This window comes from Fastidiosipila sanguinis, assembly GCF_002998295.1.
In the GTDB taxonomy this organism is placed as follows: Bacteria; Bacillota; Clostridia; order Saccharofermentanales; family Fastidiosipilaceae; genus Fastidiosipila; species Fastidiosipila sanguinis.
Genome location: NZ_CP027226.1, coordinates 225,225 through 237,446 on the forward strand (window position 1 = coordinate 225,225; position 12,222 = coordinate 237,446).

6 protein-coding genes are annotated in these 12,222 nt (G+C 35.4%); all 6 read left to right on the forward strand.

Features of this window, described 5'->3' with window-relative positions; translation table 11 throughout:
• The first annotated feature begins 62 nt into the window (after window positions 1-62).
• The 6 genes from gap (at window position 63) to C5Q98_RS00875 (ending at window position 12,090) form a co-directional block, all read left to right on the forward strand.
• Entirely contained in the window at window positions 63-1,136 is a 1,074-nt protein-coding gene (gap, locus tag C5Q98_RS00850) for a type I glyceraldehyde-3-phosphate dehydrogenase (protein WP_106011855.1), read from the forward strand.
• A gap of 181 nt (window positions 1,137-1,317) precedes the next feature.
• A complete protein-coding gene (locus C5Q98_RS00855) occupies window positions 1,318-6,231 on the forward strand; it encodes a G5 domain-containing protein (protein WP_106011856.1) in 4,914 nt (1,637 codons plus the stop codon).
• A gap of 252 nt (window positions 6,232-6,483) precedes the next feature.
• Window positions 6,484-7,035: a ribosome hibernation-promoting factor, HPF/YfiA family gene (gene hpf / locus C5Q98_RS00860; RefSeq protein ID WP_106011857.1), complete on the forward strand. Its 552-nt coding sequence runs from the start codon at window positions 6,484-6,486 to the stop codon at window positions 7,033-7,035.
• Between the two features lie 175 nt (window positions 7,036-7,210).
• On the forward strand, window positions 7,211-9,805 hold the full coding sequence (locus tag C5Q98_RS00865) for an ATP-dependent helicase (protein WP_106011858.1): 2,595 nt from the start codon (window positions 7,211-7,213) through the stop codon (window positions 9,803-9,805).
• Window positions 9,806-9,816: 11 nt separating this feature from the next.
• A complete protein-coding gene (gene yfbR, locus C5Q98_RS00870) occupies window positions 9,817-10,578 on the forward strand; it encodes a 5'-deoxynucleotidase (RefSeq protein WP_106011859.1) in 762 nt (253 codons plus the stop codon).
• On the forward strand, window positions 10,579-12,090 hold the full coding sequence (locus C5Q98_RS00875; protein WP_106011860.1) for an N-acetylglucosaminidase: 1,512 nt from the start codon (window positions 10,579-10,581) through the stop codon (window positions 12,088-12,090).
• Window positions 12,091-12,222 lie beyond the last annotated feature (132 nt).

Below are 12,222 nucleotides of genomic sequence, written 5' to 3' on the forward strand. Positions count from 1 at the left end.
AAACGAGTATTGAAATACAAATGTAAAAACAGACTTTTCAGAAGTCAAGTAGGAGGAAAATAATGGCAATTAAACTTGGTATTAATGGTTTTGGTCGTATTGGACGTCTAGTAGTACGCGCAATGCACGACAGAGGACTTTTAGGAAAAGAAATCGACTTGGTAGCAGTAGCTGACTTCTCAACAGATGCAGACTACTTCGCATATCAAATGAAATATGATACAACTCAAGGTGTTTTCCAAGGCGAAATCTCAACAGAGAAGAGCTCACCAGACAAAGAAAGCAATGACGTTTTAGTAATTGATGGCGACAAGATTCTATGTGTTCCTGCACAAAGAACTCCAGCAGAATTACCATGGGGTGAATTAGGTGTAGAATATGTTATCGAAGCTACAGGTGCTTTCACACAAAAAGAAAAAGCAGCTGGTCACTTAGAAGCAGGTGCTAAGAAAGTTCTATTGAGTGCTCCTGGTAAAGGTGGCGTTAAGACAATCGTTAACGGTGTTAATAGCTCAGAATACGTATCAGCAGAACATGACGTAGTTTCAAACGCATCATGTACAACAAACTGTTTAGCACCACTAGTTCACGTTTTACTACAAGAAGGCTTCGGTGTTGAAGAAGGTTTGATGACTACAGTTCACGCTTATACAGCAACACAAAAAACTGTTGACGGTGTTTCTCAAAAAGACTGGAGAGGTGGACGTGCAGCAGCAGCTAATATTATTCCTTCAACAACAGGTGCAGCTAAAGCAGTTGGTCAAGTTCTTCCAGAAGTTAACGGTTTAATGACAGGTATGTCATTCCGTGTTCCAGTACCTACAGGTTCAGTAGTTGACTTGACAGTACGTACTAAGAAAGCTACATCAATCGAAGAAATCGATGCAGCAATGAAGAAAGCTTCAGAAACATACTTGAAAGACGTATTAGCATACTGTACAGATGAAATCGTATCAAGCGATATCGTACACAATACTCATACATCAATCTATGATTCAAAAGCTACATTACAAAACAACCTAGAAGGTTCAACAAACTTCTTCAAGATTGTAAGCTGGTATGACAATGAGTGGGGATTCTCAAACTCAATGATCAAAACATTACAACACATGTATGAAGAAGACCAAAAAGCTTAATTTTAGTTGATAAAATTTGATAGATTATGAGGGGCTTGTCTTGGACAAGCTCCTTTTTTTGTGGCTGTATCATTTTAATTAGATTTTTTATGATATTGGTATTATAATGTAAAAGCTTATGAATAAAGGTAGATCTTTATTTGTATAAACAACAATAGTATTTCTTATAAGGAGACAAAAAATGGCTAAAAATAATAGTTTTAAGAAAAAAGCTTGGAGTTTGTTTTTAGTTTTCGCTTTAGTTTTAGGCTTCTTACCAATTAACTTGGTACAAGCTGCAGATGAATGGCCTAACTATGCTGAAGAAGAAGCGATGATTAAAAACTATAACGACAAAGAGCGCTATAGACAAACTGATTTGCAACCAGGCGATACTAGTCAAACATTAGATAGCACTGATGAAAGGGTTGAAAAAGATGGTTTTAAATTTGAACTTAAAAATCCATCACCAACATCACCTAGTAAAACCCAGTATGGTTACCAAATCACAATAGACAAGAAGACAGGCCAAAGAACCTATACCAAGGTTGCTGTAACTGATTCTGGTCTTATTCTTGTAAATCCTGGAAATAAGCCAATGATGGGTAAGGGAGATAAATTAACTCCTGAATCTGCTGCTGTAAGCTACAAGCCACAAGAAAATACAGAGTTAACATCTAGTGGGAGACAAAGAAACTTAAACTACGAAGCAAGTAATGAAACTTTAGAGCACATCAATAATAAGGACAATAACTCTACTTCCTTTGGTTTTAATGATAATTACACTCAAAATAATCCTAGTATCAAGTTTTTCGGAGATAGCTTCGGTATAACCTACAAGGTCAACCCATGGCCAAATGAAAATGATAAGTTAGAGCTTATAAAGTTAAACGGAAGTCATAATAAAACGGAATTTGTTCAAGGACAAACTATAACTACTGACATATCAGTAGAAAATCTTGACGACAATGCTAGAGAAAGACTTGTAGGCCAAGTCTACCATCCTGTAACAGGTAAAATTGTACCTGGAGCTAAGGCATCTATTAATGAAGATGATAAAGTAGTTATTACAATGCCTGAAGGTGTGATAGATGAAAATGGAAATCTTAATAAGGATTCTATTTTTTATAAAGACCCTAACTTTAAAGGGATTCAAAGTTTAGAGGTTAAATTCTTTACTCGTCCAAGAACAGCTGATGAATTTAACTCTATAGCTCAAGCGCCTGAAGAAGAATGGGATAAAGGAACCTATGTTGAAACAGGTGCAGGCACTGATACAATCAACCACAAGGGACAAGATGTAGTAATCGACAAGCAAGGCATAGACCGCTACGACCACTACAACTTAATTGGTTCATTCAAGTTAAACCTTGATGATACAAGATACTACGACCAAGGATTTATCGATGGTAATAAAGCTGATACATCAAAACATACTTCATCTGCTGTAAAACCTGGTGAAGAGTTTGAAGTAAAGCTATATGTTCCAGAAGATAGAAAAGATGAAGATTTATTCCCACATCAAAAAACACCGGAAGAAATGGAAGCTGCTAAAGATGGAAATCAAGCAGTAGGATCAATTGATTGGCAGTTTATAAATAAGATTAATGAAGGAAAGAAACCTGAAGATCAATGGAAGTTAGAATATGATGAAACTTCACTTCCAACAACTTTCAAAATAACCCCACCAAAATCAGCTAGGGCTGGAGATTTTGTAGCTGTACCATTAACATATACTTATACTAATGGTTCAACAGATGTTCACTGGTTCCACTTTGTTGTTCAAGAATCAACAAATAATAGACCAGAGTATCTTGTCCAAGTAAACTATCCATCAATAGAACAGAAATCGACACCAAAGGTTCCAAAAGATGATAAGAAACTAAGTCCAACAAGTTATTCAATACCAGATGGAGTAGCTTTTAAGGATGATCATGGAAATGAATGGGATGTTTCTATTGATGCAACAACAGGTGAAGTAACAGCTAAGCCAATAGATTCAAGTAAGTTTGATGGTGGAGAGAAAATTCAAGTACCAGTAACAGCTCATTATACAGATCCAAATGAGCCAGAAAAACAGATAGAAGAGACAGGAATCATAGCTGAATTTGTTATAAAAGAAAAAGCTAATATGACTCCACGTTATAATGCCAAGGCTGGTAAGGCTGGAGATATTTTATCTTCAGAAGTTATATTAAATGAAGAAGATAAATTTAATAGAAGACCAACTAAATTTACCTTAGAATCAGATACTTATGTTGACGACAAAGGTAACACATGGAATGTATCAATTGATGAAAATACAGGTACAGTAACAGCTACAGTTCCAAATCCTGAAGAAGGTAAATCAATAGATGGGGCATTATTAAATGTACCAGTATCAGCTCATTATTATGAAGCTAATGGTGAAGTTGAGGTTGCTACAAGAGAAGTAGAAGTTCAATTTGTATCTTATGGAACCAATGGAACTTTTGATAAAATTGAAGAAATTCCTTTTGAAACTAAAGTAGAAAAAGATCCAGACCTTAAGAAAGGTGAGATCAAAGTAATTACTGAAGGTAAAAAAGGTTCTAAGAAAGTAACTTACACTATAAAAGATTCTGTAGTTGATGAAACTCTAACTAAAGAAGTCATTCTAGAAGAAGCACAAGAGCGTCTAATTCATGTTGGTGAAGGCGTAAATGATGGTACACATAAGATAGAAGAAAAAGTTGAGATACCATTTGAGACCGTTGTGGAATTTGATGATACTCTTGCACCAGGAGAGAAAAAAGTAACTCAAGAAGGTGTTCCTGGAGAAAAGACAAGAACAACAACATTAACAATTGAAGATGGTAAAGTTACAGACGAACAAACAACAGAATTTAAGGAAACAAAAGCACCAGTAAAACAAATTATTAAAGTAGGTAGAAATACAGATGGAAAAATTACTCATACAGAGAAGATTCCATTTAAGTATGAAATTTCCTACGATGAAAATCTAAACTCAGGCGAATACGTAATAGATGTCCCAGGACAAGAAGGTACTAAGACAACAACTTGGACAATTAGTAACTCTCAAGTTGTAGGAGAACCTGAAGTAGATGTTCAAGATCCAGTAAATGCTGTTATTAGAGTTGGAAAAAAAGATTACACTGGTGAAATTACTCACAAAGAATCTCATGAAGTACCATTTGAAGTTGAATATAGGTATTCTGATGAACTTGAAGCTGGTCAAACAAAAGTTGAACAAAAAGGTGAAAAAGGTTCATACGATATAGAATACTCACAAAAAATTAAGAATGGTGAACCTGATGGTGACCCAACATCAACTAAGACGAATGAAAAAGCAGCAAAAAATGAAATTGTTTTAATTGGTACAAAACCAGTTACAAAAGTTGTAGAGAAACCATTCAATACTGAATATATCTATGATGAAAATCTTGAAGCTGGTAAAACAGAAGAAGTTACTCCAGGTAAGAATGGAAAAGTTACTATAACAACTACATATGACAAAGATCAGGAGAAAGTAGTTACATCTGAAACAGAAGAAGCTGCTACAAATAGAGTTGTTAAAATTGGTGGTAAGACAAATGGAACTGAAATTGTTAAAGAAGAAACTCCATTTGAAGTTGAAGTTAAGAAAGATCCAAGCCTAAAGAAAGGCGAATGGAAATATGCTACTGATGAAGCTGGAAATGAATTAAGAGGTGAAAAGGGAGAACAAGAAAGAACTCTCACAATAGAGAACTCTAAAGTAACAAACATTTCTGACCCAACAGTAACAAAAGAAGCCAAGAAAGCTGTAATATTAATAGGTGAAGGCACCAACGACGGTACTCACGAAATAGTTGAAAAGAAAGCACTACCATTCGAAACAATCATTGAATATGATGATTCACTAGAACCAGGTGAAGAGAAAGTTGTTCAAGAAGGTACACCAGGAGAACAAGAAAGAACTAATACTTTAGTTATCCAAGATGGCAAGGTTGTAGAAACTAAAGAAGGTGAATTCAAGACAACTAAAGAACCTGTTAACAAGATTGTTAAAGTTGGTAGAAAACCAAGTGAAGGCGAAGTAACTAAGACTATCGAAAGAGAAATTCCTTACGAAACTAAGGTTATATATGATGAAAATCTTGAAGCTGGATTCCAAGAAATTGAAAATGAAGGTAAACCAGGTAAGGAAGAAGTAACTATTACACAAAAAGTAAAAAATAGTAAACCAGTTGGTGAAGCAACTGAAACAGTTAAGACAATTACAGAAAAAGAAGACAGAGTTGTAAGAGTTGGTGTAAAACCAGTTGTTAAAGAAGTTGAATTAGGAAACAATACAGAATACAGACACAATCCAGAACTTAAAGCCGGTGAAGAAAAAGTCATCGAAGAAGGTTCAAAAGGATCTGTAAAATACACAACTACATTCAACAAGGAAACAGGTAAGCTTGAAGTAACTGAAGAACGAATTGAACCTAAGAACAAAATCGTAGAATACGGTACAAAGACTGAAGGTGAATTCAAGTACGAAAGTGAACAAGCATACAATGTAATTATCAGAGAAAATCCTAATTTGGATGCTGGTACACATAAGGTTGTTCAAGAAGGAATAGTTGGAAAGACAGAAACAACTGTTAAAGTTGTAAATAGTGAGGAAGTCTCTAGAGAGACTAAGACAATCACAGAAAAACAAGACATGATTATTGAAATTGGTACTAAGAATGTCTGTGAAATTCCTCCAATAGATCCAGAAAATCCTGAAGATCCAACAGATCCAGAGGTAACAGACCCAACTGATCCAGAAACAACAGACCCAACTGATCCAGAAACAACAGACCCAACAGATCCAGAGGTAACTGAACCAACTGATCCAGAGGAAAGTGAACCAACAGATCCAGAGGTAACTGAGCCAACAGACCCAGAGGTAACAAAACCAACAGATCCTGAAACTCCAGGAACTGAGAAACCTGATAAACCAGGTTCAGAAAAACCTTCAGAAAGCTCAAAGAATCCTAAAGGAACTGAGCCAAAACAAAATAATGTTGGTAAGACAGGTGCAGCTTTGAGTGCTTATCCTGTATTAGGATTAGTCCTTGTTGTTGGTGCAGCTTTAATCAGCAAAAAGAAAAAAGAAGATTAATCAAAATAGATTAAATCTTTAAGATAAAATTTAAGAGGAGCTATACAGAAACATTGTGTAGCTCCTTTTTTATTTGTACAAAAGACTTGAATTAAGCTTTCTGTATAGGCTGTTGAAATTCGATTAGTATCGCAAGTAAAGCTACAAAAGCTTTTCAAGTGTGCAAAATAACCTAAAAATATAAAATAAGCTTGCTTTTTATTGTTAAAATGATTAAAATGTATATATAATAATTCAAATGGAGGTGCAAACATGAGAATTGATATACAAAGTGTAGATATGAAAGTTGGTCAAGAACTTAGAAATAGAATAGAAGACAAACTTTCTAAATTTGACAGATATTTTGATGATAGCGCCTTATGTGAAGTTAAATGCACTACAGACGGTCCTGACTTGAAGAGAGTTGAGATAACACTTCATGTAGACAAGAAGATTTATAGAGCAGAAAGAAGCGAAGATGATATTTTTACAGCTCTAGATTCAGCTATAGATGTGTTACAAGGACAAATTCGTAAGCATAAGACTTTGATGTCAAATATGAACGGCAAATACGATAGTATGAAGAAATTCGTTCAAGAAGAACTAGTAGACGATGTAAGTGCTGACGAAGAGGTTGATGAAGTAAATTATGACTTCCGATACAAATCATTTGAGATTCAGGCAATGTCTGATGAAGAGGCAGCAATGCAGATGGATCTACTAAATCACTCATTCTTTGTATATATATCAGATGAAACAGGCCATGTTAATGTTATATACAAACGTAAAAGCGACAGCTATGGAGTGATTGAACCAATTTATTAGAATTTTATTAATTACTTAGGCATTTCGTTTTTCTCCTTTTGCAGAACCCGTTGTTAACGGGTTCTGTTTTTTGTTGTTAATTGTTGATTTTACAAAAACGAAAAAAGCCTTAAAATATTCAAAAGAAGAATCATATTTGTTGTATTATATATAGACTAATTAAGGGAGAGATTTTGTGGATTTAAGTAGAGATATTTTTTCTAGTGATGATTTTTTTGGTGAGGGATTTGCACAAACTGATTTTAACAGTGAAGACTTGCTTAATCCTGATTTTTGGGGACAGGATTTGCTCAAAGGTCTAAATGAAGAGCAGAAAGAAGCAGTTTTGCATGACAAAGGCCCATTGCTTATCTTAGCTGGTGCAGGATCTGGTAAGACTAGAGTTATTACACATAGAATTGCCTACTTAGTTGAAGCAAGATCGGTTGCTCCTAGAAATATTTTGGCCATTACTTTTACTAACAAAGCTGCACGAGAAATGAAAACTCGTGTAGAGAATTTATTAGGAGATAATACGAGTCGTGGAATGTGGATTGGAACTTTCCACTCTATGATGGCTAGAGTCTTGCGTAGATTTGCAGAGCACTTAGGCTTTACTAATAATTTTGCTATTGCTGATTCTACTGATCAGAAGTCCATGATTACTTCTTGTATCAAAGATTTAAACTTAGATGATAAAACTTTTGATAGCAGAACAGTTATGACAACAATTTCAAAGGCCAAGAATAAGCTTTTGAGTCCAGAAGCCTATGCGAAACTAAATAATGGACAATTCTGGCAAGAGCAAGTTGCAAGAGTGTATTCCTTGTACCAGGAGAGACTCAAGGCTAATAACTTAATGGACTTTGATGATTTGCTTTACTATCCAGTTAAGTTGTTTAAAGAACATAAAGATGTGCTAGAGATTTATCAAGACAGGTTCCAATACATTATGGTTGATGAGTACCAAGATACTAATGGAGCTCAGTATAAGATAGTAAGATTGCTTTCGAGTAAACATAGAAATCTCTGCGTTGTTGGAGATGACGATCAGTCTATATATTCTTTCCGTGGTGCTAATGTACAAAATATTTTGGATTTTGAGAAAGACTTTAAAGATTGTAAGGTTATTAAACTTGAACAAAACTATAGATCTACTGCCAATATTTTGGACTCTGCTAATGCTGTTATTGGCAACAACACTGGGCGTAAGAGCAAGAAGCTCTGGACCAGTACAAATGCAGGTGAAAAAGTTGTTAGAATTTTTGCACCAAATGAGCGAGCCGAGGCGATGTTTATTGCTGAAGAAATTAAGCGTAAAGTAGCTGGTGGAGATGGATCTTATAAAGATATAGCAATTCTTTATAGAATAAACGCTCTATCAAGAAACTTGGAGTTTAGCTTCAATCAGATGGGTATTCCATTCAAAATTTATGGTGGGCTAAGGTTCTTTGACCGTAAAGAGATTAAAGATGTCATGTCATACTTGCGTTTATTAACAAGTCCTAGAGATGATATGGCTTTTGTCAGGGCTATTTCTAATCCTAAGCGTGGCGTTGGTGATACAAGCCTTGATAGAATTGCTGCGTTAGCTAATCAATATGGAGTCTCCATGATGGAGATTGCGTTGAAAATAGATGAATTTCCAGAGTTGTCTAGAGCTGCAAATAATGTGAAAGACTTCATCCAACTTATAGCCAAGATGCAACATCGTTTGCTTAATGAAGATTGGTCATTAGCTGAATTTATTGAGTATGTTGAAAATGAATCGGGATTGATTGAAGATATTTTAGCTAAGAAAGATAGAAATAGGGAAGAAGCATATAACCGCATTGAGAACATGAAAGAGCTCTTGTCTGAAGCTGTTAATTTCCAGAATTTAAGTGATGACGGTATGCAGTGGGACTTCACTGATGAAGAACTATCAGGATTGGCAGATTACGATCCTAACTCTGGCGATCCTTTTGCAGGGACAAATAATAGTGCTGAAGCGTCAATTGTAGGAAACGAAACTACTAACCCTTCTGTGTTGGAAGAAACTCTACTGGAGAGCCTGATTCGCTTCTTGGAGCAGTCTAGTCTTTATACAGATATGGATAGCGATGCCGAAGAAGATGATAACAAAGTAACTCTCATGACCATCCACAGTGCCAAAGGTTTGGAATTCGATACAGTGTTTGTTGTCGGTATGGAAGAGGGTATTTTCCCAGGATATAGATCGATTGCAGAAGCTGCAAGTCTAGAGGAAGAGAGACGTTTGGCTTATGTTGCAATAACTAGGGCAGAGCGTAAACTATATTTAAGCGCCTCTAATTCAAGATTGATATTTGGTAGGACAGAGAGTTATGCACCTTCTAGATTTTTGTCCGAGCTTCCAGATGAGAAGATTACAGATCTAGGTTACTCACAAGCTATGCAAGAAGAGCGATATAACTCTTATAGAGATACATCCGACTTTAATAGAGTTAACTCTGCTATAGGCGAGAGGAATTATGTTAGAAGCAGTTATGAAAATAGCTCTAAATCTAGTATTTATGGTAAGCAGGAAGGTTTCGTTGGATCGAAGAAAGATTCAGATAAACAGAATAACATTCAACTTGAAGTTAAAAAAGCTGGTAATCTTCAAGCAAATGACATTAAGAAGGGTATGAAAGTTAAGCATGCTAAATTTGGTGTAGGAGAAGTGCTTGCAGTGGAGCCGGTTGCAGGCGATGCTATTTTAAGCATTGATTTTGGGACAAAAGGTGAGAAGAAATTGCTAGCTAATTCAGCTAACTTGGCGAAAGTTTAGGAGTAATTATGATGGATAAATTAGAAAAAAATATTGTCAATACTAATGGGACAGAAAATGCAGGTTCTGATAATTCTAATTTACAGGGAGATGGAAATATACAGGCAGCTGGAAATATAAAGGTAACTGGAAATATAAATAAAAATAATAAGTTTTTCGCCGTAGTTGATAGAGTGCGTTACATTCAACGATGGGCTCTTATGAGGAATAATGAAAGCGAAAATGTAGCTGAGCATAGTTTTCAAACTGCAATATTTGCGCATGCACTAGCTACAATTAGGAGTGTAGAACTTCCAGAGTTGGAATTACAAGTAGATCCTAATCAGATTATGGCCAAGGCGCTTTTTCACGATGTATCGGAAGTAATTACCGGCGACCTACCAACACCAGTAAAATACCATAACCCAGAGCTAAGAAAAGCTTATAAAGATTATGAGGCATTAGCTGTTGATACTCTTTTGGATTTTCTCCCTGAGAGCTTAAGAGATAACTATTCTGAATTATTGATAGAAAAGTCTCTTGCTGATACAGAGAGAGGTAGTTTAGAATATCTAGAGGCAGGTTTAATAAAGGCAGCAGATAAGTTGTCTGCTTACATTAAATGTTTATATGAGGTAAATCAGGGGAATAATGAGTTCAGAGAAGCCTTGAAGTCAACTTTAGAGAGCATTGAAGCTTTCTATGAGGACTTCCCTGAAGTAAAAGTTTTTATGACAGATTATGTACCAGCTTTTAGTTTATCTCTAGATCAATTGAAAGATAGTGAAATTTAAATGCGAGAAGATATTAATAAAATCAAAGCTAGGGCAAGAGATAATAGAACTAATTTTTTTATTCTTATTATTACTGTAATTGTATTGGTAATAGCTACTGTACTCGCTATAAAAGTATGGAAGCATGAACATTACGAGGGCAATCTTTTGACTTTGCAAAACTTTAACATTAGAAAGGCACCTAAATTAGATGCTGAAGTACTAGGGCAGAGTAGCAACAAAGAAATTTATTGGATACTAAACACCGTAAGAGGTGAAGCTAGTGTGTATGGCAATAAGTGGTATAAGATTAAATATTCAGGTGAGGATGCCTACCTTGTGAAAAGTGATACTAATCAACAGGTAATTACAAGCGCACAGGCAGATAAATTAAGAGCGATCTATGCTGATACAAATCCTTTTGTATATGATGAGCAATTTAAGAAGACTTTAAAGCTTTTCCCTGAATCTTATAGATTACCGTTAACGTACTTGCATATTCTTGAACCAGAATGGGAATTCGAACCTTTTTATACGAATATAAGTTTTGAACATGCAGTTGCAGAACAAAGCGAGCCTGAGAATAAGAACTTAGTTCAATTTGAAGAAAATAGTGAATATTTCGAACGTTTTGCTTGGATGAAGAAAAATGACAATCTCTATGATGGAACTAACTGGTATCCTGCAAATGCTGAAGCTATAGCGTATTATATGGATCCTAGGAATTTCTTGAATTATAGTGGGGTTTGGCAATTTCTAGATTATAGATATAGTGGAAACAAGGATTCTAGTGGAATTAGGTCTATTTTTGCAGGTAATGAATTTTTGCTTCAATACAGTGAGACAGTTTTAGATGCTGCAAAAGCAGAGGGAATATTGCCAGAAGCTCTCGCCAGCAGAATTTCTAATGAAATTAGAATTGGTGATGGTGTTTCTATTATTGCAAAAGGCTTAGTACATCCAGAGCAAAATCCTTTAACAGAAGGTCAAGCTAGTCCAGGATTTTTGCCAAAAGAAGAGCAAATTGAAGCTTTGGAAGAGCTTAGGAAAAGTGGAGCAATTTCAGATAAGCAAAAAGAAATTTTAGCTGATTTAAATAATGGTGGAGCTGGATATCCTGAGCCCAAAGAGAGATTTTATAATTTCTTGAACATTGGAGCGTATCCAGATACTTCTAAGCCGATGGGAGCCTTGGTTAATGCAGCACGCTATGCAGCTGGTGAGTTTGAGCAGGAAGGTAGTTCTAGATATAGTTCTTTGCAATTACCATGGACAAGTCCGGAGAAAGCGATTCAGGGTGGAGCTTATTTTATTGCTCATGACTATATCAATGCAGGCCAAAGTACGCCATATCTACAGAAGTTTGACCTAGTTACAGGTTCTAACTCTCATCAATATATGCAGGCGCTCTTCGCTGCAGTTAATGAATCAGATAGATTATATACTGCTTGGAGAGAGAGTTCTAACTCGTGGGGAGAATTGGAATTTTTAATTCCTGTTTACTTGGACATGCCTGAGACTACGTTGCCATAGTAGTAAAACGATATAGCACAATATTAGCAATAATACAATAAGCAAAATAAGCTAGGAATTTATTTGCAAGTATAGTTTTTAAATATAATTATAATTATCCTGCTAAATGTAAATTTAGTGAGTAAATTAATG

Coding starts and splice junctions, on each gene's coding strand:
- gap (WP_106011855.1), top strand. CDS start 63: ATGGCAATTAAACTTGGTATTAATGGTTTTGGTCGTATTGGACGTCTA.
- C5Q98_RS00855 (WP_106011856.1), top strand. CDS start 1,318: ATGGCTAAAAATAATAGTTTTAAGAAAAAAGCTTGGAGTTTGTTTTTA.
- hpf (WP_106011857.1), top strand. CDS start 6,484: ATGAGAATTGATATACAAAGTGTAGATATGAAAGTTGGTCAAGAACTT.
- yfbR (WP_106011859.1), top strand. CDS start 9,817: ATGGATAAATTAGAAAAAAATATTGTCAATACTAATGGGACAGAAAAT.
- C5Q98_RS00875 (WP_106011860.1), top strand. CDS start 10,579: ATGCGAGAAGATATTAATAAAATCAAAGCTAGGGCAAGAGATAATAGA.